The sequence below is a fragment of the Pseudomonas sp. ADAK2 genome, from assembly GCF_012935755.1.
In the GTDB taxonomy this organism is placed as follows: domain Bacteria; phylum Pseudomonadota; class Gammaproteobacteria; order Pseudomonadales; family Pseudomonadaceae; genus Aquipseudomonas.
Window position 1 is genome coordinate 5,569,682 of the sequence record NZ_CP052862.1, and the last position, 25,984, is coordinate 5,595,665.

Genomic DNA, 25,984 nt, shown 5'->3' on the forward strand with positions numbered 1-25,984 from the left:
GCCATCAAGTCAACCAATGCCACCACAACAATGTCCCCACCAACCCCACCACCGACACGATGGTTTGCAGGATCGACCAGACCCAGATCGTCTGCTTGAGCTGCAAGCCAAAGTACTCGCGGACCATCCAGAATCCAGCGTCGTTCACGTGGCAGAAAAACACGGAGCCGGCGCCAATCGCCAACGCCACCAATGAGCTTTGCGTCGCCGCCAGGCCCGCCATCATCGGTGCCAGGATCCCCGCCGTGGTCGTCGTCGCGACCGTGGCCGAGCCGGTAGCCTGGCGCAACGCCACGGCGATCAACCAGGCCAGCAGCAAGTACGGCATGTGCGCACCTTCGGCGACTTTACTGATGGTCTGGCTGACACCGGCATCAAGCAACGTTTGCTTCAAGCCACCCCCGGCGCCGATGGTCAGCAGCAACACCGCAATCGGCGCCAGGCTTTTGCGCAATGTGCCGCCGACTTCTTCGCGGCGCATGCCATTGGCCCAGCCGAGGCAGATCACCGCCGCCATCACCGCAATGCCCAACGCCACCAGTGGCTCGCCGAGAAATTTCAGCGTCAGGGCTGCGGTGCTTTCAGGGCTCATGGCGACTTTCGCCAAGGTGCTGCCGAGCATCAGCAACACCGGCAACAGAATAATCAGCAACGACATGCCGAAGCTCGGTAGGCGCGGGGCCTTGGGCGGGGCGCTGAACAGCGCGCCGAGTTCCGCCGGCTCTTCAACGTGCATGCGCTTGGACAGCCAATTGCCGTACAGCGGACCGGCCAGAATCACCGCCGGAATCGCGATGCTGAAGCCCAGCAACATGGTCAGCCCGAGGTCGGCGTGCAACGCGCTGACCGCAATCAGCGGACCCGGATGCGGCGGCATCAAGGCGTGCAACGTGGTCATCCCGGCCAGCGCCGGAATGGCGATCTTCAGCAACGGCTGACCCGAACGGCGCGCCATGACGAAAATGATCGGCACCATCATCACCAGACCCACTTCGAAAAACAGCGGCAGGCCAATCACCATCGCCACCAGCGCCATGACCCACGGCAACGACTTGCCTTTGCCCAGCCCGAGCAAGGTCGAGGCAATGCGATCGGCAGCCCCGGACTCGGCCATCAACGCCCCGAGCATCGACCCCAGGGCAATGATGATCCCCGCCTCACCAAGAATCGCCCCGGCACCTTTGCTGAATGCCTTGGCCACGTCCTCGGGCGGTAAACCGGCACCGACACCGGCGATGAAAGTGCCGATCAGAATCGACAGAAACGGCGGGAGTTTGGTGGCGCTGATCAACACGATAATCGTGGCAATCGCCAGCAGGCAGCAAAGGATCAAGCGAGTGTCGTGGACCATCCAGGCAGCAGTCGATAACTCCAAAACGGAACTCCTTATCGGGTCGATACCGTTGCAACATGTTGTTGCAATTTAGTCGGAGGATACCTGATGTGGCCGGGCTAGAGCGGTGGGTTTTGTAAGCGGCTCGCATAGGGCTTCTGTTGGCAAATGGCACCTCGCCATTATTTTTGTAGGACAACCCTCAACCACTCTTCAGAAAATATCCCCAAGGCCGATGGCTAGGCTGCATCCCGCTTTCTTTCCTAGCCCATCGGTGCTTTCCCATGTTCAACAAACGCTTGAAGCAGGAGCTGTCCGCTCTTCGCGAAGAACTCTCCAGCCTCCTGCAAGTGAAGGAAAGCCTGGATAGCGAGATGCTGGCCCTGACCCTCGATCCCGATGGGCGGGTGCAATCGGTCAATCAGAATTTTCTCGGCGAGATGCTCTACAAGAGCAACGACCTGATCGGCCGGCACATCGAAGACATCGTGCCGGCGCATGTGAAGTCCGACGAATTTCATCGGCGCTTCAAAAACGCGCTGACTCGCGGCGAGCATTTCGCCGGTACCGTGCGTTTGTTGCGCGGCAATGGTGCCGAGGCGTGGTTGCGTTCAATCCTGCAGCCGGTGCGCTCGGCGGACGGGCGGATCAAGCATTTCTCGATTTATTCCAGCGACCTGACCCGCACCATCGAAGCGTCTCGTGAACACGAAAACCTGATCGGTGCGCTGGTGCGTTCGACGGCGGTGATCGAGTTCGACCTCAATGGCAACGTGCTGAGCGCCAACGAGCGCTTCCTCAACGGCATGGGTTACAGCCTGGCGCAGATTCAGGGCAAACATCACCGTACCTTCTGTACACCTGAGGAGTACAACAGCGCCGAGTATCAGAACTTCTGGCGCCGCCTGAACAATGGCGAGTTTGTCGCCGACCGTTTCAAACGCATCGACAGCCACGGTCGTGTGGTCTGGCTGGAGGCGTCCTATAACCCGGTGGTCGACGCCAACAACAAGCTCTACAAAGTGGTGAAGTTCGCCACGGTGATTACCGATCAGGTCAATCAGGAACAAGCCGTCGCCGACGCCGCCAACATTGCCTACAGCACGTCGATCCAGACCGACAACTGCGCCCAGCGCGGCACGGCCGTGGTGACTCAGGCCGTGGACGTGATGCGCGACCTGGCCAGACACATGCAAACCGCCGGTGAAGGCATTGAAGCCTTGAATGAGCAATCGTTGGTGATCGGCACCATCGTCAAGACCATCAGTGGCATTGCCGAGCAAACCAACCTGTTGGCGCTCAACGCGGCCATCGAAGCGGCGCGGGCCGGTGAGCAGGGTCGGGGGTTTGCGGTGGTGGCGGACGAAGTGCGGCAACTGGCGTCACGCACCAGCCAGGCCACCGATGAAATTGTCGGCGTGGTGCGTCAGAACCAGGACATGGCGCGCAACGCCGTCAGCCTGATGACCGACGGCAAGCTCCAGGCGGAACAAGGCCTGGCGCTGGCGGCGGAGGCGGGCACGGTGATCGTCGAGATTCGTGATGGCGCGCAGAAAGTGGTGAACGCGGTCGGGCAGTTTGCCAATCAATTGGCGACTTGATGTTTGCCTTCCGGATCCCGCTACAATCGGCGTTTTCCTCCGGAGCAGACACCCATGACCGTTTCCCATCGCCGTCCGGTTCCGTTGCCCAAGGCCTATCGCCTGCTCAATCACGGGCCGACCGTGCTGGTCAGTGCGGCCCACGACGGCCAGCGCAATATCATGGCGGCGGCCTGGGCCATGCCGCTGGATTTTGAACCGCCGAAAATCGCGGTGGTGCTGGACAAGTCCACCTGGACCCGACAACTGCTGGAAGCCTCGGGTACGTTCGTGGTGAACGTGCCCTGCGCCGCCCAGGCCGATATCGTGCAAACCGTGGGCTCGACGTCGGGCCTGGAAATCTCCCAGGAAAAAGGCCAGGACAAGTTCCAGGCTTTCGGCTTGCCGACCTTCAGCGCTGAACTGATTGATGCGCCGATGCTGGACGGTTGCGTCGCGTGGCTGGAGTGCCGGCTGCTGCCGGAGCCGCACAATCATCAGCAATACGACCTGTTCCTGGCCGAAGTGATTGCCGCCCAGGCCGATGAACGCGTGTTCAGCGATGGCCGCTGGCACTTCGAGGAGCAAGATGCGTTGCGCACCTTGCACCATGTTGCCGGTGGGCACTTCCTGAAGATCGGTGACCCAGTGGACGGCAAGACCCTGCGCGAGTCGGACTAAGTCGCACTGAGCGGCGCTTCAAAGTCTGCGCGCAACAACGACAGTTGCAGCAAATCGTGATGTTCCCCTAGCCAGAAACCTGCCTGGCGCAGACGACCTTCCTGGACGAAACCCAAGCGTTCGAGCAACTTCAAGCACGCTTGGTTTTCCGGGTGGACCGTGGCTTCGATCCGATTGAGCTGCATCTGTTCGAACCCCCAGGCCAGCGTGGTGTGCAGTGCTTCGGACATGATGCCCTTGCCCCAGGCCGACTGCCCCAGCGCGAAACCCAGTGAGCAGCTTTTCCACAGTTTGTTCCATTTGAACAGGCCGCAATTGCCGAGCAAGTCATGGTGTTCCTGGGACTGGATGCCCCAGCGGATACCGGGATTGGGCAGAGTGCGCAATTCGGCGAACGTCTCGACCAATGCCTGGGCTTGGGCGATATCGGTAAGCGGGTCCATGCCAAACCAGCGCATGGCCTGCTCATCGCCGTGAATCCCCAGCACGGCAGGGGCGTCGGCCGTGACGATTTCACGTAACAGCAGACGCGGGGTTTCAAGGGTCGGGAAGTCGCTCATGGAATGTCCTTATTCGTCGACCGGGAAGTCGGTCAAGTGATCGCGACGGCCACAGTCTGCGCATTTGCGCTGTTTTTCAAATCCACAGATCATTTGCCGCCGTGCGTTCACCGCCTTCGCTGCCAGTGTTCACCACGCCCTTGGGTTCGATCAGCAGCAATTTCACTTCCTGTTCCGCTGACGGCTTGTGCTCGACGCCCTTGGGCACGACGTACATTTCGCCGGCCGAAATCAGCACATGGCCGTCGCGAAAGTCGATGCGCAATTGCCCTTCGAGGACGATGAAGGTTTCGTCGGTGTCGAGGTGATCGTGCCATATGAAATCCCCCAGCAACTTCACCACTTTGAACTGATAGTCGTTCATTTCAGCGATGACCCGGGGTGACCAGTGCTGGTCGATCAGCTCGATTTTCTGCAAGAAGTTCAGGCTTTTGAACGTGTTCATCAGGTGGTTCTCCGGATTGATTCCGAGCCCACGATAACCAGCGTATCGGCGTGATTCTTGAACGATTGTGCGTGCTTCAGCGGCGGTGCATTTTCATCCAGCGCGCCGGTGACAAACCGTAGGTTTTGCTGAACTGGCGGGTCATGTGGCTCTGATCGGTGAAGCCGGCGGTGAGGGCGGCGCTGACCAGCGACTGGCCCTGAATCAATAACGCGCGGACCAGGTCCAGGCGCCGCATGGTCAGGTAGCGATAAGGGCTGGTGCCGAACAGCAGGCGGAAATCCCGCGACAGACTCCAGCGATCCCGCCCGCTGTGCTGCGCCAGTTCCTCCAGGGTCACGCTGCGGTCCAGGGCACTGTGCATGAACTCCCGGGCACGTTCCGCCGCCACATAGTCGAAGCGCTGGCGTTTGTCGGGCGCGCCGGAGACAGTGCTTAAGGCGTGCACCAGATCGAACAACGCATCCTGTTCTTCCAGTGGGTCGAGCGGGTCATCCAGGCTGCGCATCAGCACATCGGTGGCAGCGAACAAACGTGGATCGGTGGACAGGCCGGTCTTGATGAACGGCAACGGCTGACCGCCGAGTATCTGCTGGATCAGCGCTGGCTCGATGTACATCATTCGATAGTGGAAACCGCTGTCGGTGCCGGCCTCGCCATTGTGCAGTTCGTCCGGGTGCAGCACCAAAGTCCCGCCCGGCAGGCTGTGACGCCAGCCGCCTCGGTACTGAAAGCTCTGCACCCCGCCCAGGGTGCGGCCGATGGCATAGGTGTCGTGACGATGCAGGTCGTAGCCATGGCCGGCAAAAAACGCCTCGATACGCTCCAGCCCGCCGCTGTTGGGCGCGCGGTGGAACCAGTCGTTGGGTGGCGTGTGCTTGGCCATGGTGGCGTTGTCTTGAACTCGGTTCAGAACACGTTAACCCAGGGGCAACGGGTCTGTCTGCTGAGGGATGGCGTTACAGCGACGAGTAGAAAAATGCCACAGAATGTTGCAAGGTACGAAATTCTCCTATGCCACGAAGGCGATCCCTCCAATGGAACTGAGCCACTTGAGTTACGCCGCACCGTTATTGTCACTGGCCCTTTTGTGGACGGTCGCAGTCGTAACGCCGGGGCCCAACTTCTTCAACATCGCGCAATTGGCGGCCAGTTGTTCCCGGCGGCACGGCGTGATGTCCGCGCTGGGCGTCGCCACGGGCACGGTGTTGTGGGGATTGGCCGGTGGTTTGGGCATCAAGTCGCTGTTCAGCGCGGCGCCGACGCTTTACCTGACGTTCAAGATTGCCGGTGGCTGTTACCTGATCTATCTGGGCTTGAAGCAGTTCAAGCGCAAACCGGCGACGGTGGCGGGGGCAAACAACTCGCTCAACGGGGCAGGGCGGACGCTGCTGTCAGCCTATGGCCGGGGCTTTTTGGGCAACATGACCAATCCCAAGTCGGCGCTGTTCGTTGCGACGATTTTCGCCACGGCCATGCCGGCCTCACCGCCACCGATGTTGCTGGCCCTGGCGGTGTTGACCATGGCGAGCCTGTCGTTCACTTGGTATTGCAGCGTGGCGCTGCTGTTTGCCAGCCGTCGGTTTGCCAGCGTTTATGAGCGATCGCGCCAGTGGCTGGACCGTTTTGCCGGCGGTTGCTACCTGCTGTTTGGTGCGCATCTGGTGGCCAATCGCTGATCAGGTCAGCGCCGTGGCCGCAGATTGATCGGCAACGGCGGGCGCCCGATTCAACGTCTCGGGCATGGCCACCACGAGCAATACAAACGCTGCTCCCGCCACCGCCGCCAAGGTCAGGAATGCCGCGCTGTAGCCGGCCTGCTGAACCACCAGCCCGGCCAATCCGTTGCTCAGTGCGGCGCCAAGCCCAAACACCGTCGACAGCGCGCCCAGGCTTACGTTGAAACGGCCGGTGCCTTGGGTCAGGTCCTTGATCACCACCGGAAACAAGGCGCCGAAGATCCCGGCACCGACACCGTCGAGCAACTGCACCGCCACCAGCCAGTACGGATCATCCGACAGGGTATAAAGCACTCCGCGCAACGGCAGGATCAGGAAGCCGGCAAGCAGCAACGGTTTGCGTCCCCACACGTCCGCTTTCCATCCCACCAGCAACGCCACCGGCACCATCACCAATTGTGCAGCGACGATGCAGGCGGACGTCAGCGGCGTGGCCATCTGCAAATTCACCAGGGACAATTTCTGGCTCACCAGCGGCAACATCGCCGCATTCGCCAAGTGGAACAGCCCGCAGCAAATGCCGAACACCAGCAGTGGCCGGTTGTGCAGCAAAACGTTCAGGCCGGAGGGCTGTTCGCCATGGGCCGGGCCTTGCGGATCGAAGCCTCGGGCAACGTCGTGATCGATGGCTTGCGGCGCAATGAAGCTGATGGCAATCACGCTGGCCAGCGCCATCACCGCCATCAGGTAAAACACCGCCACCGGGCCGAACAAATAGGCAAAACCACCGGCCAGCAACGCCGCGGCAGCATTGCCGGCGTGGTTGAAGGTTTCATTGCGTCCGGTGCGGCGGGTAAAGGCTCGAGGCCCGGTGATGCCCAGCGAAATCGCGGAGATCGCTGGGGCGAATATCGAGGCTGCGGCGGCGCTCAAGGCTTGGGTCAGGGCCACCAGGGTGAACGAAGTAATGAAGGGCAATACCAGGCAACTCAACGTCACCAGCAGCGCCGCGACGATGATCACCCCGCGCTTGCGACGGGTTCGGTCGATCAGCGCCCCGGCCGGAGTCTGGGTCAGCAACGCGGCGATCCCGGCCAGGGTCATCACCAGGCCAATGCTGGCCGGGTCCCAGTGATGCACCGCGAGCAAATAGATCGCCAGGTACGGCCCGAGCCCGTCGCGCACGTCGGCGAGAAAGAAGTTGAGCCCGTCCAGTGAGAGGCTGTTGCGACGATCGGTCGGAGCGTTCAAGGGCGGCCTCGGCATGACGGGATGAGTATTAGCAATGACTTGTGCAGACGGCGCGAAGTTTCAGCCTTTAACTCATCGGCATTGCCGTGGTATCAAACAGCACGTTCACCAGGAGGCCAGGCAATGAGCAAGCTGCGGGTAGGAATTATTTTTGGCGGTCGTTCGGCGGAGCACGAAGTGTCGCTGCAATCGGCGAAAAACATCGTCGATGCACTGGACCGTTCGCGCTTCGAACCGGTGCTGATCGGCATCGACAAACAGGGCCACTGGCACCTCAACGATCCCTCGAATTTCCTGCTGAACCAGGAAAACCCGGCGCTGATCGCCCTCAATCAATCCAATCGCGAACTGGCGGTGGTGCCGGGCAAGGCCAGCCAGCAATTGGTCGAAACTTCGAGCCCGGAATTGCTGGGCCATGTCGACGTGATCTTCCCGATCGTCCACGGCACCCTCGGCGAAGACGGCTGCCTGCAAGGTTTGCTGCGCATGGCGGATTTGCCGTTTGTCGGCTCCGATGTGCTGGGTTCGGCGGTGTGCATGGACAAGGACATCAGCAAACGCTTGCTGCGTGATGCCGGGATTGCGGTCACGCCCTTCGTGACGTTGAACCGTGCCAGCGCCGCGCGCACCGGATTTGCGGAAGTCCAAGGCAAACTCGGTCTTCCGCTGTTCGTCAAACCGGCGAACCAGGGCTCTTCGGTGGGCGTGAGCAAAGTCACCGACGAAGCCGAATACGTGGCCGCGGTTGCACTGGCCCTGGGCTTTGACGAAAAAGTGCTGATCGAATCCGCCGTCAGCGGTCGCGAGATCGAATGCGCGGTGCTCGGCAATGATCAGCCGATCGCCAGTGGTTGTGGCGAGATCGTGGTGAGCAGTGGCTTCTATTCCTACGACAGCAAATACATCGACGACCAGGCCGCCCAAGTGGTGGTACCGGCCAACATCAGTGTTGAAGCAAGCGAACGCATTCGCGCGTTGGCCGTCGAGGCGTTCCAGGTGCTCGGTTGTTCCGGGTTGGCGCGGGTCGATGTGTTCCTGACCGACAGTGGTGAAGTGCTGATCAACGAGATCAACTCGCTGCCCGGCTTCACCCGCATCAGCATGTACCCCAAACTGTGGCAGGCCACCGGCATGACTTACAGCGAACTGGTCAGCCGCTTGATCGACCTGGCGCTGGAAAAGCATCAGGCGCGGCAGGCGTTGAAGATCAGTCGCTAGGCAAATATTCACTCAAGGATGTATCGATGACGGCTGCAACTGTTTACCTGTTTTCCTACAGCACCTTGCAGGACACAGCCGTGCAACTGGCCAACTTCGGCCGCGAACTGAGCGGCAGCGCCGATGCGATGCCGGGGTATGAGCAATCCTGGGTGGAAATCACCGACCCGAAGTGCTGGCCCCCAGCGGCAAGACCCATCACCCGATTCTGCGTCTCTAAAGAGGTGCTCGATATGCTCTGACTAGCGGGTTACTTTGAAGTGGATATAAAAATTATCTCTACTTCTTCTTCCTGCTAAGTCTAAAAAAGGCCTACCTCCCGGTAAGCCTTTTCTCATTTCAGCGTACGACTCAATCCCCCAACGCCTCCCCCTCACGCCGCGGATCCGCCCCTCCCGCCAACGAAGCTTTCCCCTGCGCATCCTTGACCCGAACAATCGCCTGGGTCCCGCTGGTCATATCAATCTCATTTACCACATGCCCTTTGTCCTTCAACGCCTGAATCAACGCCGGACTGAACTGCCCCTGTTCCAGTTCGGTCGGGCCGTTGCGGCTGCCGAAGTTGGGCAGGCTGATGGCGGCTTGCGGGTCGAGGTTCCAGTCGAGCAGGCCGATGGTGGATTTGGCGACGTATTCGATGATCTGCGAGCCGCCGGGGGAGCCGACGGTGGCGAGGAATTCGCCGCTCTGGCGGTCGAAGATCAGGGTCGGCGCCATGGATGAGCGTGGGCGTTTGCCGGGTTCGACGCGGTTGGCGACTTTCTGCCCGTTCTCTTCGGGGATGAATGAGAAGTCGGTCATCTGGTTATTAAGCATGAAGCCCTGGACCATCAGGTGCGAGCCGAATGCGGATTCGACGGTGGTGGTCATGGACACTGCGCCGCCTTCGTCATCGACCGCCACCACTTGCGAAGTGGAGATGCGCAGGGGCGAGCGGTCCGGTGCGTAGGCGACTTGAATGCCCGGCGGTGTGCCGGGTTTAGCCGAGCCCATGCTGCGGTCACCGATCAGCGCGGCGCGGCTGGCCAGGTAGGTCGGGTCGACCAGGCCTTTGACCGGCACTGGCACGAAGTCGGTGTCGGCCACGTACTGCGCGCGGTCGGCGTAGGCCAGGCGTTCGGCTTCGGAGATCAGGTGCACGGCTTCTGGCGCTGGCTCGATGCCTGCCGGTTTGTCCGTCTTCAGCGGTTTGAGCGGCGCCAGGGCAAAGCGCGGGTCGCGGGTTTCCAGGGCCTGCAAGGTGCCGAGGATCTGCGCCACGGCAATCCCGCCCGACGACGGTGGCGGCATGCCGCAGACCTGCCAGCGTTTGTAGTCGGTGCACAGCGGCGCGCGCTCCTTGGCCTTGTAACCTTGAAGATCGTTCAGCGACAGGCTGCCCGGGTTTTTATGACCCTGAACCTTGGCGACGATTTCTTCGGCAACCGGCCCTTTGTACAACGCGTCGGGACCTTCCTGCGCGATGCGTTTCAGCACCGCGGCCAGCGCCGGATTCTTCAGTGGCGTACCGACGGCTTTCGGGCTGCCATCGGCATTCAGGAAGTACGCCATCATGTCCGGCGAACGCTGCATCGACGAGTCAGATGCAATCAACTGATGCAAACGTGGTGAGATCGCAAAGCCATTTTCCGCAAGTTTGATCGCCGGCTCGAACAGCTTCGCCCAGGGCAGGCGTCCGTGTTTCTGATGGGCCAATTCAAGGGCCCGCAACACCCCCGGCGTCCCTACTGAGCGACCACCGATTTGCGCCTGGGTGAACGGCATCGGTGTGCCATCGGCTTGCAGGAAAAGTTTCTCGGTGGCGCCGGACGGAGCCGTTTCCCGACCGTCATACGTGCGCACAGCTTTTCCGTCCCACAGCACGATCAGCGCACCACCGCCGATGCCCGACGATTGCGGTTCCACCAGGGTCAACACCGCTTGCATCGCAATGGCCGCATCAATGGCCGAACCGCCCTGACGCAGCATCTCCCGCCCGGCCTCGGCCGCCAGCGGATTGGCCGCGGCCGCCATGTGTTTCGAGGCGTAGCGGGTTTGCAGGTCGGTGCGATACCCCGAGGCGGCTTCTGGCGCCAGGGGCAAGGTTGAAGTGGGCGGGGCGTTACAGGCGGCGAGGGTTAATGCGGTAGCGATCAGCGACAGGGCTGACAGGCGATAGCGGCTCAATGGGAAGGCTGAGAACACGCGGGGCACTCCGTCCGTGGGATAAAAGATCCGCAGACTTTATCGGCCGACAGGGTACGACGTAAACCTCGTCCGACAGCCACGACACTTTTGTCCTTCATCAGTGGGCGAGTTTTCTGTAGGGTCGAAGGCAATACAGCGGCCAGAAAACCAACAAGAGGCACACATGCAGAGCGAGTTTCCTACCCAGCCAAGTTACCGTGGGCAACGTGAACAATTTCTCGCGGCGGCCACTGCAGCCGGGGCGACGTTGACCGAGTATCCGCATCCGCTTAAAGGGCCGTTCGGTGAATCGTTGAGCACCGATGTCGCGGTGCTCGGCGATCCCCACGCCAAGCGCCTGTTGATCGCGCTGAGCGGCACCCATGGGGTTGAAGGCTTCTACGGCTCGGGATGTCAGATCAAATGGCTGCAGGATTTGGGCAAGCGTTCGCTGCCGGCGGATGTCGCAGTGGTGATGATCCATCTGATCAACCCGTGGGGCACGGCGTGGCTGCGTCGGGTCAACGAAGACAACATCGATCTGAACCGCAATCACCTGAACTTCGAGCGACCGCTGCCGGATAACCAAGCCTACGGGTTGCTGCATGAAATCTATGCCTGCACGGAGTTGCACGGCCCCGAGCGTGATCGCGCCGATGCCTTGCTCGAGGCGCAGATCAATGAACATGGCTGGCCGGCGGTGATGTCGATTGTCGAGGGCGGGCAGCACAGTCACGCGGACGGTTTGTTCTATGGCGGCCTGGCACCGAGCTGGTCGAACTGCACGTTGCACCAGATCATTCAGAAGCACGTTGCTCACGCCGACGTCGCGATGTGCTTCGACTTGCACACCGGGGCGGGGGAGTACGGTCATCCGATGCTGCTGACCATTACCGAAGCGGCGTACCCGGCCCTGGAAGATGCGCAAGCGATTTACGGCCCATGGCTCTACACCTTGCACACCGGCGCCAACACCACGAGCGAAACCGGGGTAGCGGCGACCGCGACGGGTTATACGTCGCAGGCGTTGCTCAATGCTTTGCCACAGGTGCGGCTGATGCCGTTTGTGATCGAGTGCGGGACGTATCCGGGGGCGGAGGTTCATCGGCATTTGCGCGATGACCACTGGCTGCATCTGCATGGCAATCCGAGTGATGCCGTTGGGCGCGGGATCAAACTCAATCTGCTGGAGCAGTTCTATCCCGCCGACAGTGACTGGCAGGCCATGGTCTGGCTGCGCACCTGGCAGATTTGGGAACGCGGCTTGTCTGCATTGTCGACGTTACGTGCCTGATTTGATCGGCACTTTTCTCGAGGCATAAAAAAACGGCCTACCTTTCGGTAAGCCGTTTTTAGTACTTGGTGGCTACACAGGGACTTGAACCCCGGACCCCAGCATTATGAATGCTATGCTCTAACCAACTGAGCTATGTAGCCAAGTGGCGCGCATTATTCACCTGGAACGCAGATGCGTCAAGCGTAAATTTAAAATATTTCTCCACACTTTCAACCGGTTATCGTCCTGGCCCGAAAAAACGGGGCAGGGCAGGGCATCAACTGAGCTGAAATCTCCCGGTATTCGCGCTCAAGGCCTTGCTGCCCTGGCTCAAGGTGTCTGCCGCGAGGTTCACGGCCCGCGCGCCTTCCAGCAACCTGACGGCGGCCTGATCGACCTGCTGGATATTGCCGCTGACTTCATCCGCCGTGCTTGCTTGCTCTTCGACGGCGGTGGCGATTTGCGCCAGGGTGTCGGTAACGCTTTGCACGGCACTGGCGATTTCCCCCAGGCGTGCGCCCAGGCCCGTGACGGCTTGCGCGTCGGTCTGAGCCTGGCCGCAAGCGGCTTCCATCAGGGTCACTGCTTCATTCACCGTGCTGCGCAGGCTGTCGACGGTGCTGGCGATCTGCGCGGTGGAAGACTGGGTGCGCTGGGACAGACTGCGTACTTCATCCGCCACCACGGCAAACCCGCGACCCTGCTCACCGGCACGAGCCGCTTCGATGGCCGCGTTGAGCGCCAACAGGTTGGTCTGCTCGGCGACGCCGCGAATGGTGTCGACCACCAATTGAATCTGTTGCCCTTGTTCACTGACCCGGCCCAAGGCCGCCGCCGTGTCGTTGAGCCGCTGATTGAGTTGCTGAATGCTCGCCGTCGTGCGTTGGCTGTCGCGGCTGCTGTCGGCGGCGATGCGCTGGGTGTGCTGGGCGCTGCCGGACGCCTGTTCGCAGCTCTGGGCGACCCCTTGCGAGGTGGCAGCCAATTGCGTGGCTGCGGCGGCGATCTGGCTGATCTGGATTTGCTGGGCCTCGACTTCACCCAGCGCGCCGCTGGAGTGATCGTTGAGGGTGCGCACGGCGTTGCTCAACTGCAAAGTCTCGTGATCGACCCCGAGCAAACTATTGCGCAACTGCACAACGGCGACGTTGAGCGCGGTGCTGATCGCCGCCAGTTCGTCGCGACCCTGCACCGGCACTTGCAGGCTCAGGTTGCCGTCACGCAAGGCTTCGGCCAGCACCGTGATGCCGCTGGCGCTGCGGCGGATCGAGGCCTGCAAGCACACGAACAGGTACAGCGCGGCCAACAGCAGGCAACCAAAGATCGTCGCCACCAGGATGAATTGGCGGATGGCCGAGGTGTGGTAGTAATCCAGGCGTTGATCCAGCGACACCAGCGATTGCTGGCGCAGTGAAGCGAGGTCGGTGAGCAGCGCATCGAGGTTGCGTTCGAAGTCTTCCGGCTTGAGGTTGATGCTGCCGCCGAACACGCCATCATCGAGGACCTTCAAGGTGCCATCGAGATGCTTGAGGCTGTCATGGTATTGCCCGGCCCAGGTTTGCAGGGCGCTGGGCAGGCGTGCTTCGAGCAGGCTAGCCGTTTTCACAAGCTGCTCCCGGGCATCACCGATGCGACCACGCAGATCCCGCAGTTGCAGTCGGCTCTGCAAGGTGAACTGGCCTGACACCACTGACGCCTGGCCGACCGCGGCAAGCCGTCCGACTCGCTCAATCAGGTCCGGCGCGTGCTGGGTAGAAATCTGCGTCAGCAAATAGGTTTCCAGCCACGGCGCCAGGGTCAGGCGGTTGTCCATGGCGATCTGTTCGCGCAACGCTTGCAGGGCGCTCAAGGCGTTGGTGAAGCGATCGTAACCGTCCGGCCACCAGCCGACGCTGCTCAGGCTTTTCGAATCGAGGCCGTTGAGGGCGGTTTGCAGGGCTTGATAGCGGGTCAGGGTTTCACCCTCGGCGCCTTCGGTTTTCAACGCGTTGCCCAAGTCCGTGGTGGCTTGGGCGACGGCGGGCTGCACGGCGTCAAACGCGCCCATGGCGGCGATGGTGGCCGGGGTCGGCTGGCGATTGGTTTCGGTGGCGCGCCAACGGGCCGCGCGGTCACGCTGGGCGGCGAGCAGATTGTCCAGCGCATCCAGAGCCAGTAATTGCCGAACCCCGGCACGTTCGCCGGAAATGAGCTGCAGTTTGTCCCGATAATCCTGGCCGATCATCCACAGGCTGCCGGCCAGCGGCAGGATAAACAGCAAAAACAGCAACTGAAATTTGCGCGCGAAGCCAAAACGCCCCAGCAGCCCGATCCCCGGTGATAAAAAAGCCTGCATGCCCCATGACTCCTCTGGACACCACGCACCATTGGCGTGCGTCGTGGCCGTTGCGACCGCGACTCGTGCCCTTTTAAAAGGCCTCGAAAGTTCACCCTCGCCAGCTCTGTAGGCCGACTCTGTAGCGAAACTTCCCATTCTCGATCCCCTTTGTAAGGGGGCCGCGTTGAAGGGGATAAACAAGGCAAGATTTAGACCATGGCGTTGCGCTATCACCCACTCTTCGGATGAATGTCGAAGTCGTTAGCAGGCTAAGGGGATGGCGCTGTTGCACTGAAAAATGGCACATTGGCGCACCTGCCCGTGTGCACCCCTCTGTAGTACGGAAATTCCCATGGCTATCAGCAATGCCCAGACCGGCAGTACGCCGGCATCCGCGACTCCGCAAAGCAGTCCTTTAGTCATGCGCATCATCGGCGCCGTAGCGCTGGCGCATTTGATCAACGACCTGATTCAGTCGGTGCTGCCGTCGATTTATCCGATGCTCAAGGCCAATTATGGCCTGACCTTTACCCAGGTCGGCCTGATTACCCTGACGTTCCAACTGACGGCTTCGTTGCTGCAACCCTGGGTCGGTTACTACACCGATCGCCATCCCAAGCCGTGGCTGTTGCCCGCCGGGACGGTGTGCACATTGATCGGCATCTTGATGATGTCAGAGGTGGGCAGTTTTCCGATGATTCTGCTGGCGGCGGGGTTGATCGGAATTGGCTCCTCGACCTTTCACCCGGAAGCTTCGCGCGTGGCGCGACTGGCGTCGGGCGGGCGTTTCGGCCTGGCGCAATCGACCTTTCAGGTCGGTGGTAACGCCGGCTCGGCGTTCGGCCCTTTGCTGGCTGCGGCGATCATCATTCCCTACGGTCAGGGGCATGTCGCGTGGTTCGGGCTGTTCGCGGTGTTTGCGCTGTTCGTGCTGTACCGCATCAGCCGCTGGTACGCCAATCACTTGAACCTGTTCAAGCTCAAGCAAGGTCAGGCGGCAACTCACGGTCTGTCGAAAAACCGGGTGATCGGCGCACTGGTGGTACTGGGCTTGCTGGTGTTCTCCAAGTATTTCTACATGGCCAGTTTCACCAGTTATTTCACCTTCTACCTGATCGAGAAATTCGACCTGTCGGTGGCCAGTTCACAGCTGCACCTGTTCCTGTTCCTCGGTGCGGTGGCGGCGGGGACCTTCTTCGGTGGGCCGATTGGCGACAAGATCGGGCGTAAGGCGGTGATCTGGTTCTCGATCCTCGGGGTTGCGCCGTTCACCCTGATCCTGCCCCATGTCGACCTGTTCTGGACCAGTATTCTGAGCGTGGTGATCGGCTTCATCCTGGCCTCGGCGTTCTCCGCGATCGTGGTCTACGCGCAGGAGTTGGTGCCGGGCAATGTCGGGATGATTGCCGGGGTGTTCTTCGGCCTGATGTTCGGTTTTGGCGGGATTGGCGCGGCGCTGCTGGGGCATCTGGCGGACGTCCGCGGGATTGAATACGTGTACTTCCTGTGTTCGTTCCTGCCGCTGTTCGGGGTGTTGGCGATCTTCCTGCCGAGAACCAAGAAGCCCTGACCGCTTCTACAGGTGACGTCAGGCACAAAAAAGCCGCGTATCAAACGCGGCTTTTTCTTGGGCGGGTGAGTGCTGTCAGACTTTGGCGGGATTCTGTTTCTCCGGATCGATCCCGTACAGGGCAATGGCTTCGGCCACTTTTTCCCTCGGTAACGTGCCTTCATCGGCCAACGCTTTCAACGCGGCTACCGCAATAAAGTGCCGATCGACCTCGAAAAACTTGCGCAGTGATTCGCGCGTATCCGACTGCCCGAAGCCATCGGTGCCCAGCGCGACGAAGCGCCGCTTGGGAACGAACGGCCGGATCTGGTCGGCGAATATCTTCATGTAGTCGGTCGCGACCACCACCGGGCCTGGCTTGTCCTGCAAGCAACGTTCAACATGTCCGATGCGTTGCGTCTCTTGCGGGTGCAGCAGGTTCCAGCGCTCGACTTCCTGACCTTCCCGACGCAGTTCGGTCAGGCTCGTCACGCTCCATACCTCGCTGCTGACGCCGAAATCCGTCTCCAGCAATTGCGCGGCGGCGATGACTTCCAACAGGATCGAACCGCAGCCCATCAGTTGCACATGCTTGCCTTCGGCCGGGGTGCCGCTGGCCGAGAGCGGGTACATCCCCTTGAGAATGCCTTGTTCGGCACCTTCCGGCATGTCCGGGTGCGCGTAGTTTTCGTTGAGCAGCGTGATGTAGTAATAGATGTCCTCGTTGTCGACATACATGCGGCGCATGCCGTCCTGGATGATCACGGCCAGTTCGTAGGCGTAGGTCGGATCGTAGGATAAGCAGCACGGCACGGTCGAAGACAGCACATGGCTGTGGCCATCATCGTGTTGCAACCCTTCGCCCATCAGGGTGGTACGACCTGAGGTAGCGCCGAGCAGAAAGCCCCGGGCCCGAGCATCACCGGCGGCCCAGGCAAGGTCGCCGACTCGCTGGAAGCCGAACATCGAATAGAAAATGTAGAAGGGCACCATCGTCACGCCGTGGTTGCTGTACGACGTGCTGGCCGCTATCCAGGAGGAGATCGCGCCGGATTCGTTCAGGCCTTCCTGCATGATCTGCCCGTCCCGGGCCTCTTTGTAATAACTCAGTTGGCCGGCATCCTGAGGGGTATACAGTTGGCCGACGTGGGAGTGAATGCCGATCTGGCGGAACAGGCTTTCCATGCCGAAGGTGCGGGATTCGTCGGGGACGATGGGCACGATCACTTTGCCGATATTCGGGTCCTTGAGCAGGGTCCCAAGGATTCGCACGAACGCCATGGTGGTGGAGATCTCACGCTGGCCAGTCCCTTTGAGCTGGGTGCCCATTATCGATAATGGCGGGATCTGCAGCGGCTGCGCGACACTGACGCGTTCTGGAATGTAGCCACCCAGATGAGTGCGCCGGGCCTGCAGATAGCGCGCTTCGACGCTGTCCTCGGCAGGCTTGAGATAAGGCATTTCACTCAATTGATCGTCAGTGATTTCCAGCGAGAAGCGATCGCGGAAGGCTCTGATCGCATCCTCGCCCATCTTCTTCAGTTGGTGGTTGATGTTCTGGCCTTCACCCGCTTCACCCATGCCAAACCCTTTGACGGTCTTGGCCAGAATAACGCTTGGCCCGCCGGTGTGGCGCATGGCGGCGGCGTAGGCGTTGTAGACTTTTTCCGGGTCGTGACCGCCGCGGGAAAGCTTCCAGATTTCATCGTCGCTGAGGTCGCTGACCAGCGCCAGCAGCTCGGGGTATTTGCCGAAGAAATGTTCGCGTACGTAGGCACCGTTCTGGGATTTGTAGTTTTGATATTCGCCGTCGACGCATTCCATCATGCGCTGGCGCAGCAGGCCGCTTTTGTCCTTGTCCAGCAAGGCATCCCAGCCACCACCCCAGATAACCTTGATTACATTCCAGCCGGCTGCGCGGTACAGGCTTTCGAATTCCTGGATCACTTTGGCGTTGCCGCGCACCGGACCGTCGAGGCGCTGCAAGTTGCAGTTGACGACGAAGATGATGTTGTCGAGTTTTTCCCGGCCCGCCAGGGAAATCGCCGCCAGGGATTCCGGTTGATCCATCTCTCCGTCGCCCAGGAATGCCCAGACTTTGCGACCCTGGTGTTCCTTCAGGCCGCGATCCTCGAGATAGCGCATGAAGCGCGCCTGATAAGCCGCGGTGATCGGCCCCAGACCCATGGATACGGTGGGGAACTGCCAGAAGTCGGGCATCAGCCGAGGGTGAGGATAGGACGACACGCCATCACGATCCGTCTCGCGGCGGAAGTTATCCAGTTGTTCCTCGCTCAGGCGACCCTCAAGGTAGGCGCGGCCGTAAATACCCGGCGAGGAGTGGCCCTGGATGTACACCATGTCGCCCCCGAACTGCTCGGTTCGGCCACGGAAGAAATGTTCGAAACCGACGTCATAGAGGACGGCGGCCGAGGCATAGGAGGCAATGTGTCCGCCCACGTTCGAGTGCTTGCCGGCGCGCAGCACCATGGCCAGGGCATTCCAGCGGATGTAGGCGTTGATCCGTCGTTCCACGATCAGATCGCCGGGATAGGGTTGCTGGCGGTCCACCGCAACGGTGTTCACGTAGGGCGTGGTGACTCGCCCGTAAAAGTCGCCATGTTGGGCAACATCGAAGTCCAGCAACTGGTCGATCAGGTAATGGGCTCGAGGGCGGCCTTCGACGCTCAGAACCGATTCAATGGATTCGAGCCATTCGCGAGTTTCTTGTGGATCCTCGTCGAGAAACATGGATTGTTGTGCCATCGTCGTCTCCTGGAAAGTGCAGCGGGAGCACCGCGCGTTCGGTACTTGGCGAGGGGAGCAGTTGGCGCCAATCCCTCGGCATGCATGTAGTTGCAATTGCAACCATGTGCGGAATTTATCGTGCTGCGCGTTACAATTGCAACTAAATCGATTTCATTGGAAGGGTGCAGCATGTCTTCAACCGAGCCGGATACCTGGTTCAGATTCGTCAGGGCGCATCGGTGCCTGATACGGGAAATCGAGCGCCGCCTGGCCGCGGCCGGGCTCCCTGTTTACGCTTGGTACGATGCGTTGTGGGGCTTGGAAAGCGGCCCCAATGGCACCCGACGCATGAATGAACTGGCCGATGTAATGGCCATCGAACGCTACAACCTCACACGTCTGATCGATCGTCTTGAGGCGGAGGGTCTGGTCGAGCGCAGCCGTGCCAGCGATGACGGCCGGGGTGCCTATGCCGCCATCACCGAGAGCGGCAAAGTGTTGCGCAAAAAGATGTGGCTGATTTACGAAGGCGCCGTCGATGAGTTGTTTCTGGCGCAATTCGACGATGCGCAACAACGCTTCTTCAGTGAAGCCCTGGAACGCGCGGCCAGTGCCGCTCGAAACAGTGCTCGGACGGGGTAAGGCTGTAGGGTTCATTGCAACTGATAACGCTGCATCGCCTGCTCGACAAACGCTTGGGGGACCTTGTCTTCCCGGGCCAGGGCTTGCAGCGCCAAGGTGACAATCCAGCGTTTATCCACCGTTTGGCCCGACGTCGGTTCGGCCGGCAGGCAGACGGTCGAGTCGGCACCGAGCGCCACGAAACGCGAGGTGATGTGCGCACCGATCTGCTCGGCCACATGCTGTGCATAACCAGTCACTGCAATGACTGGGGAATCCTCGGCATTCAGGCATTCGCACAGATGCGAGGAGCGCCGGGGCACGCCCGGATGCATTCGACTCCAGCGTTGTGCGCTATCGGCATCCCTCGCCAGGCGTGTGTAGCTGGGGCAACTCCACAGTTCGCTGGCCACGCCCCAATCCTCGCGCAGCATTCGCGCCGCTGAAATCACCGCGCGCAGGGCAAGCCCCGCGCCCAGCAGGCGCACCTTGGGCTGCCCGGCGTTGCCCTCGATTTCGCAGATTTTGTACATGCCTTTGAGTGCCTGGCTCGCGCTTTGGCTGCTCATGGGACCGGTGAAGTCAGTGGCTTCATCGTGCAGCGCCATGTAATAAAAGCCATGGCTGCCCTCGACATACAGGCTTCGCAAAGCAGCAATGGCTATGGCGCGGGCCTCGGCGCCACTGGCGGGGTCGAATGGCAAACATTGCGGGTTTGCGGCCAGCCACAGAGGAACCCAGGGGTGAGCGCCCTTTGGCCAAACCGTGGACAGCGTTTCAATGTCGTTGCAGACAATCCCGCGCTGAGCCGATTCGCTCGACACTGCGCAAAGCTCTGCCGATGTCGCGGAACTGGTCAGATACAACATAGGTTTTTCGCTGGCGCAGGCCTGTGGGCTGAAGCGTAATGGCCAGGCGCTGATGCGTGTGTGCGCTGTTTCAGCCGCCAGTGTCTGGTTGGCGCGCACCACCCAGACATTCTTCGCCGTATGCGGATCTCCTTCCAGGCGATCGGCAATGTCGATCATGGTGTAGAGCGGTGAAGTGCATTCTGCATAGGACTGATCGGCGAGCACCTGAATTTTTTCGATGCAGGCCTGGGCGGCCAGGCCGGTCTCCCGGGTCGTGCTGAAACTGGAAAAACCGATCATATTTCAAGTCGCTCCGTGCGGGCCGTCGTCGTTGCACCATACTGCACGCGTCAATGTGATTGCAAATGCAATGACATTTAGGTGGGCAATCGAGCCACTGGTTTCGTGTTGCTACGGAGAGAAATGCCGATCTTCAGGCGAAAAAAATCCCCGTGTCATCGAATGATCACGGGGATTTTTCAGTCTATCGAGTCCGTGTTAAACCACGGTCACCGTTAAACGTTGAAACGGAAGTGCATCACGTCGCCATCTTTGACGATGTAGTCCTTGCCTTCCAGACGCCATTTCCCGGCTTCTTTGGTGCCGGCTTCGCCCTTGTACTGGATGAAGTCGTCGTAGGCGATGACTTCGGCGCGGATGAAGCCTTTTTCGAAGTCGGTGTGGATCACGCCAGCGGCTTGTGGTGCGGTGGCACCGACGCGCACGGTCCAGGCGCGGACTTCTTCGACACCGGCGGTGAAGTAGGTCTGCAGGTGCAGCATCTCGTAGCCGGCGCGGATCACGCGGTTCAGGCCAGGCTCTTCGAGGCCCAGGGCTTCGAGGAACATGTCTTTCTCTTCACCGTCGTCCAGCTCGGCGATTTCGGCTTCGATCTTGTTGCAGACCGGAACCACCATGGCGCCTTCTTCTTCGGCGATGGCCTTGACGATGTCCAGCAGCGGGTTGTTCTCGAAACCGTCTTCAGCGACGTTGGCGATGTACATGACCGGCTTGGTGGTCAGCAGGTGGAAACCGCGAATCACCGCTTTGTCGTCGGCGTTCATGGTCTTCATCAAGGTGCGCGCAGGCTTGCCGAGGGTGAAGTGAGCGATCAACTGCTCCAGCAGGCCTTTCTGGACCACTGCATCCTTGTCGCCGCCCTTGGCGTTGCGCGCGACTTTCTGCAGTTGCTTCTCGCAGCTGTCGAGGTCAGCGAAGATCAGTTCCAGGTCGATGATCTCGATGTCGCGTTTCGGGTCGACGCTGTTGGAGACGTGAATCACGTTCTCGTCTTCGAAGCAGCGGACCACGTGGGCGATGGCATCGGTTTCACGGATGTTGGCGAGGAACTTGTTGCCCAGGCCTTCACCTTTCGACGCGCCAGCCACCAGGCCTGCGATGTCGACGAATTCCATGGTGGTCGGCAGGATGCGCTTCGGATTGACGATGGCTGCCAGGGCTTCCAGACGTGGATCCGGCATCGGTACGATACCGGTGTTCGGCTCGATGGTGCAGAAGGGGAAGTTCTCGGCCGCGATCCCGGATTTGGTCAAGGCGTTGAACAGGGTGGACTTGCCGACGTTAGGCAGGCCGACGATGCCGCAATTGAATCCCATGGTGTATCCCCTCGGATTAGAGTCAGGCCTTCTGGCTGTGCAGGTTTTTCATCGCGCGGTTCCATTCCCCGGCGAGGATATCCGGCAGCACGCCGAGGGCAAAGTCGATGCTGGCATCGAGTTTTTCCTGTTCGGCGCGTGGCGCACGACCCAGGACGAAATTTGAAACCATACTGGCAACGCCCGGGTGGCCAATGCCAAGCCGCAAGCGATGAAAGGTATTCTGATTGCCCAGTTGCGCGATGATGTCGCGCAACCCGTTGTGACCGCCATGGCCGCCGCCCTGCTTGAGCTTGGCAACGCCCGGAGGCAAATCGAGTTCGTCATGCGCCACGAGGATTTCTTCAGGCGTGATGCGGAAGAAACCGGCGAGTGCCGCCACGGCCTGGCCGCTACGGTTCATGTACGTGGTGGGAATCAGCAGACGAACATCCTGACCCTGGTGCGAATAACGCCCGGTCAGGCCGAAATATTTGCGATCGGCCACAAGGTTTACGCCTTGCGCGTTCGCGATGCGCTCAACAAAAAGGGCCCCTGCGTTATGCCGGGTCTGTTCGTATTCAGCGCCTGGATTTCCCAGGCCAACGATCAGTTTGATGGCAGTCACGATAGGGGCCCTTCCTTGGAGTGGTGGATAACATCGCCGCAATCAGGGAGTGCGGCGAAAGTGGACGACAAGTGCTCATTTACCATTATGTAAACTCCGCGTTCTCGCCCGCTTTCTCGCTACGTTCCAGTCCGCGATGTTACTTGATCACTCCGGCTTCACAGAGTGAATTACTCTGCTGCGCCTTCTTCGGTAGCTTCTGGAGCAACACGTGGAGCGTGGACGTTGGCAACAGCCTTGTCATCGCCGTGTGCCAGAGCAACAAACTCAACGCCTTTAGGGGCTTTGAGGTCGGACAAGTGAATGATCGCGCCGATTTCGGCGTCAGCCAGGTCGACTTCGATGAATTCAGGCAGGTCTTTTGGCAGACAGGTCACTTCGATTTCCGAAACAACGTGCGAAACTTCGCCGCCTTTCTTGATCGGAGCTTCTTCACCAACAAAGTGTACAGGCACGATAGCGGTCAGTTTCTGGCCAGCTACGACGCGTACGAAGTCAGCGTGCAACACGTGGCCTTTGGCCGGGTGACGCTGCAGGGCTTTGATGATTACGTTTTGCTTGGTGCCGCCAACGTTCAGCTCGATGATGTGGCTGTAAGCCGCTTCGTTTTCGAGCAGTTTGGCAACTTCTTTAGCCAGCATGCTGATGGATTCAGGGGCTTTTTCGCCACCGTAAACTACAGCTGGTACCAGGCTTGCGAGACGACGCAGGCGGCGGCTCGCACCTTTCCCCAGGTCGGAACGCACTTCAGCATTCAGAGTAAAATCGTTCATGTTGTATCTCCAAAATAACCACATTCGCCCCAGCGGTTGCGACCAGCGCTAAAGGCGATATGGGCAAAAAAGCCCCGCCCCGACAGGAATGCCGGGGCGGGGCGCTTTTCGTCAACGAGACATTCGAGAAGGGCAGGGCCCTTAGCGGAACATCGCGCTGATCGATTCTTCATTGCTGATGCGGCGGACCGCCTCGGCAACTACCGGCGCGATATCCAGTTGACGGATACGCGAGCAGGCTTGAGCAGCAGCGGACAACGGGATGGTGTTAGTCACCACCAGTTCGTCCAGCATGGAATTTTCGATGTTTTCGATCGCCCGACCGGACAGCACAGGGTGTGTGCAGTAGGCGAAAACCTTGGCAGCGCCATGCTCTTTCAGGGCCTTGGCCGCGTGACACAAAGTGCCGGCGGTATCGACCATGTCATCGACCAGAATACAGGTACGCCCTTCGACATCACCGATGATATGCATCACTTCAGAGTGATTGGCTTTCTCACGGCGTTTGTCGATGATCCCGAGATCCACGCCCAAGGATTTGGCAACAGCACGTGCACGCACGACGCCACCAATGTCCGGGGACACGATCATCAGGTTTTCGAAGCGCTGATCTTCAATGTCATCCACCAATACCGGGGAGCCGTAGATGTTATCTACCGGAATATCGAAGAAACCCTGGATTTGGTCAGCATGCAAATCAACCGTGAGAACACGATCGATGCCGACTACGGTAAGCATGTCAGCAACGACTTTCGCGCTGATAGCCACACGTGCGGAACGCGGACGGCGATCCTGACGGGCATAACCAAAGTAAGGAATAACAGCAGTGATACGAGTAGCCGAGGAGCGGCGGAAGGCATCAGCCATCACTACCAGTTCCATCAGGTTATCGTTGGTCGGAGCGCAAGTCGGCTGAATAATGAAGACATCTTTACCGCGGACGTTTTCATTGATCTCGGCAGTAATTTCGCCGTCGGAAAACTTACCGACAGAGATGTCACCGAGAGGGATATGCAGCTGACGTACAACACGCCGAGCCAGATCGGGGTTAGCGTTCCCCGTAAAGACCATCATCTTGGACACGCGCAGTACCTGAAGGCTGAGGGTAACCTGGATGAGTATAGGAAAATGGCAGGGGCGGCTGGATTCGAACCAACGCATGGCAGGATCAAAACCTGCTGCCTTACCGCTTGGCGACGCCCCTGTATCTGTTGCAACGATTACCCAGTAATCGATTCCTTTAGAGCAGTTTTTGCAGCTTGCGATGCAACATCGAAACGTTGCTTCCCTTTGCTACAAACCCTGTAAGGGTCTCTGTAAGAAGGGCCGAGACTTTATCAGCTTCAGCTTTGCTTGGGAAGCCCCCAAACACACAACTTCCAGTGCCGGTGAGTTTTGCTTCGGTAAATTTACCTAACAAATTCAATGCGTTACGTACCTCTGGATAACGCCTTGCTACTACCGGCAAGCAGTCATTTCGACTGTTTCCCTTGGGAACGGGGCGCACTTTAATGGGAGAAGAGTTACGTGTCAACAAAGGATCTGAAAAAATTTCTGCTGTACTTACAGATACTTGCGGTACGAGCACGAGATACCACGGTTCTTCGGGGTCTACGGGGGTCAGTTTCTCCCCGACACCCTCGGCAAAAGCCGCGTGGCCACGGACGAAAACCGGGACGTCGGCGCCCAGCGTCAGGCCCAGCACGGCCAGTCGATCCTCATCCCAGCCCAGCTGCCACAGGTGATTGAGGCCGAGCAAGGTCGTCGCGGCATTTGAACTGCCGCCGCCAATGCCGCCACCCATGGGCAGTATTTTTTCGATCCAGATGTCGATGCCGAGCGCACAACCGGATTGCTCCTGAAGTTTTTTTGCCGCTCGAACAATCAGATTGCTGTCGTGAGGTACGCCGTCAAATTCAGTGTGCAAACGAATCACACCGTCATCGCGCACGGCGAAGGTGATTTCATCACCATAATCGAGAAACTGAAAAATCGTCTGCAACTCGTGGTAACCGTCTTCACGGCGACCCAGAATGTGCAGCATCAGATTGAGTTTGGCCGGCGAGGGCAGCGTCAAGCGCGGAGCCGTCATATTCACTGCCCCAGTTTGCGTGGCTGCCATTCCTTGATCACCAGCGTGACATCAAGGTCGGTGCCGTGCAGTTTGATCCGCTCGGGCAACCAATAGCCGCTTTTTTCGGCATAACTCAAGTATTCGACTTGCCAACCATCCTGTTCAAGATTGGCCAGGCGGCTGTCGGCGTCCAGAGTCAGGCGACTTTTGCTGTCCGGGGCCGGGAGCCCGCGAACCCACCAGGCCAGATTGGACACCGGCAGTTTCCAGCCCAGCTGTTCTTCGAGCAGTGCTTCTGGCGTCGTAGCGTCGTAGCGACCCTGATTGGCGACCTCCAGCGATACTTTGCCCGGGCGACCGGTCAAGCGAGCAGCGCCGCGACCCAGGGGGCCGGAGAGGCGGATGTCGTAGTAATCCTGTCGCTGCAGCCAGAACAACGTGCCGCTCCCCGAATCCTTGGGCGCGCGAATGCCGATCTTGCCGTTGATCTGCCAGCCGTCGAGGGCGGTCATCTGCTGTTTGTACACGTTCCATTGAGCCGGGTTGCCCTGGCCCTGGACTGACTCGCGAGCGCCGAAGCCCGCGCAACCGGCGAGCAGGGCGATGAAGCTGAAAACGATAACGTGGCGCAAAAACATA

At 59.9% G+C, this 25,984-nt stretch carries 21 protein-coding genes, 2 tRNA genes and 3 pseudogenes; 9 read left to right on the plus strand and 17 right to left on the minus strand.

The features are described 5' to 3' along the window. Positions 1–4 precede the first annotated feature (4 nt). Positions 5–1,375 carry a GntT/GntP/DsdX family permease gene (locus HKK52_RS25610; RefSeq protein ID WP_169373074.1) on the minus strand — a complete coding sequence of 457 codons (1,371 nt, stop codon included), beginning with the start codon at positions 1,373–1,375 and terminating at the stop codon, positions 5–7. Positions 1,376–1,707: 332 nt separating this feature from the next. Between HKK52_RS25610 and HKK52_RS33045 the strand changes: the two are divergent. The 3 genes and pseudogenes from HKK52_RS33045 to HKK52_RS25620 all read left to right on the plus strand — a co-directional run. Further along, positions 1,708–2,346, plus strand: a pseudogene (locus HKK52_RS33045) (PAS domain-containing protein); the annotation flags it as partial. Positions 2,347–2,505: 159 nt separating this feature from the next. Further along, positions 2,506–2,934, plus strand: a pseudogene (locus tag HKK52_RS33050) (methyl-accepting chemotaxis protein); the annotation flags it as partial. A 54-nt stretch (positions 2,935–2,988) separates the two neighbouring features. Then, a complete protein-coding gene (locus HKK52_RS25620; protein WP_169373076.1) occupies positions 2,989–3,594 on the plus strand; it encodes a flavin reductase family protein in 606 nt (201 codons plus the stop codon). Here HKK52_RS25620 and HKK52_RS25625 read toward each other — a convergent pair. The 3 genes from HKK52_RS25625 to HKK52_RS25635 all read right to left on the minus strand — a co-directional run bounded on the left by HKK52_RS25625 (position 3,591) and on the right by HKK52_RS25635 (position 5,485). Next, complete coding sequence (locus HKK52_RS25625) at positions 3,591–4,154, minus strand: GNAT family N-acetyltransferase (RefSeq protein ID WP_169373077.1); 564 nt, start codon at positions 4,152–4,154, stop codon at positions 3,591–3,593. The genes HKK52_RS25620 and HKK52_RS25625 overlap by 4 nt on opposite strands. A 76-nt stretch (positions 4,155–4,230) precedes the next feature. Further along, on the minus strand, positions 4,231–4,599 hold the full coding sequence (locus tag HKK52_RS25630) for a cupin domain-containing protein (protein WP_169373078.1): 369 nt from the start codon (positions 4,597–4,599) through the stop codon (positions 4,231–4,233). A 76-nt stretch (positions 4,600–4,675) separates the two neighbouring features. Continuing rightward, positions 4,676–5,485, minus strand: a complete 810-nt coding sequence (locus tag HKK52_RS25635; protein WP_169373079.1) for an AraC family transcriptional regulator — start codon at positions 5,483–5,485, stop codon at positions 4,676–4,678. 151 nt (positions 5,486–5,636) lie between these two features. Between HKK52_RS25635 and HKK52_RS25640 the strand changes: the two genes are divergently transcribed. Continuing rightward, a complete protein-coding gene (locus tag HKK52_RS25640; RefSeq protein WP_169373080.1) occupies positions 5,637–6,278 on the plus strand; it encodes a LysE family translocator in 642 nt (213 codons plus the stop codon). On the opposite strand, the gene HKK52_RS25645 is transcribed toward HKK52_RS25640, so the two are convergent. Beyond that, positions 6,279–7,544 carry an MFS transporter gene (locus HKK52_RS25645; RefSeq protein WP_442962273.1) on the minus strand — a complete coding sequence of 422 codons (1,266 nt, stop codon included), beginning with the start codon at positions 7,542–7,544 and terminating at the stop codon, positions 6,279–6,281. It abuts the gene before it with no gap. 108 nt (positions 7,545–7,652) lie between these two features. Between HKK52_RS25645 and ddlA the strand changes: the two genes are divergently transcribed. Together ddlA and HKK52_RS25655 are read left to right on the plus strand one after the other, a co-directional pair. After that, positions 7,653–8,747: a D-alanine--D-alanine ligase gene (gene ddlA, locus HKK52_RS25650; protein ID WP_169373082.1), complete on the plus strand. Its 1,095-nt coding sequence runs from the start codon at positions 7,653–7,655 to the stop codon at positions 8,745–8,747. 26 nt (positions 8,748–8,773) lie between these two features. After that, a pseudogene (locus tag HKK52_RS25655) lies at positions 8,774–8,958 on the plus strand (gamma-glutamylcyclotransferase); the annotation flags it as partial. 140 nt (positions 8,959–9,098) lie between these two features. On the opposite strand, the gene ggt reads toward HKK52_RS25655, so the two are convergent. Further along, the gene (gene ggt, locus HKK52_RS25660; protein WP_169373083.1) at positions 9,099–10,931 is read right to left on the minus strand and encodes a gamma-glutamyltransferase; all 1,833 of its coding nucleotides are present in this window, start codon (positions 10,929–10,931) and stop codon (positions 9,099–9,101) included. Between the two features lie 166 nt (positions 10,932–11,097). Here ggt and HKK52_RS25665 point away from each other — a divergent pair, with 166 nt between their 5' ends. Further along, positions 11,098–12,207 (plus strand): DUF2817 domain-containing protein, encoded by a 1,110-nt coding sequence (locus tag HKK52_RS25665; protein WP_169373084.1) that lies wholly within the window; start codon positions 11,098–11,100, stop codon positions 12,205–12,207. 66 nt (positions 12,208–12,273) lie between these two features. On the opposite strand, the gene HKK52_RS25670 is transcribed toward HKK52_RS25665, so the two are convergent. Then, positions 12,274–12,350 (minus strand) — tRNA-Met (locus tag HKK52_RS25670). 116 nt (positions 12,351–12,466) lie between these two features. Beyond that, the gene (locus HKK52_RS25675) at positions 12,467–14,524 is read right to left on the minus strand and encodes a methyl-accepting chemotaxis protein (protein ID WP_169373085.1); all 2,058 of its coding nucleotides are present in this window, start codon (positions 14,522–14,524) and stop codon (positions 12,467–12,469) included. A gap of 334 nt (positions 14,525–14,858) precedes the next feature. Between HKK52_RS25675 and HKK52_RS25680 the strand changes: the two genes are divergently transcribed. Further along, positions 14,859–16,076 carry an MFS transporter gene (locus tag HKK52_RS25680; protein WP_169373086.1) on the plus strand — a complete coding sequence of 406 codons (1,218 nt, stop codon included), beginning with the start codon at positions 14,859–14,861 and terminating at the stop codon, positions 16,074–16,076. Positions 16,077–16,151: 75 nt separating this feature from the next. Here HKK52_RS25680 and aceE read toward each other — a convergent pair whose 3' ends face one another. Then, a complete protein-coding gene (gene aceE / locus HKK52_RS25685; protein ID WP_169373087.1) occupies positions 16,152–18,821 on the minus strand; it encodes a pyruvate dehydrogenase (acetyl-transferring), homodimeric type in 2,670 nt (889 codons plus the stop codon). 171 nt (positions 18,822–18,992) lie between these two features. On the opposite strand from aceE, the gene HKK52_RS25690 reads away from it, so the two are divergent. Continuing rightward, positions 18,993–19,445, plus strand: coding sequence for a MarR family winged helix-turn-helix transcriptional regulator (locus HKK52_RS25690; protein ID WP_169373088.1), 453 nt, complete (start codon positions 18,993–18,995; stop codon positions 19,443–19,445). Between the two features lie 11 nt (positions 19,446–19,456). Here the strand turns inward: HKK52_RS25690 and HKK52_RS25695 are convergent, their stop codons facing one another. The 8 genes from HKK52_RS25695 to lolB all read right to left on the minus strand — a co-directional run bounded on the left by HKK52_RS25695 (position 19,457) and on the right by lolB (position 25,983). Further along, a complete protein-coding gene (locus HKK52_RS25695; protein WP_169373089.1) occupies positions 19,457–20,575 on the minus strand; it encodes a transketolase-like TK C-terminal-containing protein in 1,119 nt (372 codons plus the stop codon). 215 nt (positions 20,576–20,790) lie between these two features. Then, positions 20,791–21,891 (minus strand): redox-regulated ATPase YchF, encoded by a 1,101-nt coding sequence (ychF, locus tag HKK52_RS25700; protein WP_133840247.1) that lies wholly within the window; start codon positions 21,889–21,891, stop codon positions 20,791–20,793. Between the two features lie 22 nt (positions 21,892–21,913). Then, positions 21,914–22,498 carry an aminoacyl-tRNA hydrolase gene (gene pth, locus HKK52_RS25705; protein ID WP_008153430.1) on the minus strand — a complete coding sequence of 195 codons (585 nt, stop codon included), beginning with the start codon at positions 22,496–22,498 and terminating at the stop codon, positions 21,914–21,916. A gap of 170 nt (positions 22,499–22,668) precedes the next feature. Then, complete coding sequence (locus HKK52_RS25710; RefSeq protein WP_169374293.1) at positions 22,669–23,271, minus strand: 50S ribosomal protein L25/general stress protein Ctc; 603 nt, start codon at positions 23,269–23,271, stop codon at positions 22,669–22,671. 141 nt (positions 23,272–23,412) lie between these two features. Continuing rightward, entirely contained in the window at positions 23,413–24,354 is a 942-nt protein-coding gene (locus HKK52_RS25715; RefSeq protein WP_003208392.1) for a ribose-phosphate pyrophosphokinase, read from the minus strand. Between the two features lie 46 nt (positions 24,355–24,400). Then, positions 24,401–24,475: transfer RNA gene (locus HKK52_RS25720), tRNA-Gln, on the minus strand. 36 nt (positions 24,476–24,511) lie between these two features. Next, positions 24,512–25,363, minus strand: coding sequence for a 4-(cytidine 5'-diphospho)-2-C-methyl-D-erythritol kinase (gene ispE, locus HKK52_RS25725; RefSeq protein ID WP_169374294.1), 852 nt, complete (start codon positions 25,361–25,363; stop codon positions 24,512–24,514). A gap of 2 nt (positions 25,364–25,365) precedes the next feature. Then, positions 25,366–25,983 (minus strand): lipoprotein insertase outer membrane protein LolB, encoded by a 618-nt coding sequence (gene lolB, locus HKK52_RS25730; protein ID WP_169373090.1) that lies wholly within the window; start codon positions 25,981–25,983, stop codon positions 25,366–25,368. Position 25,984: the final 1 nt, after the last annotated feature.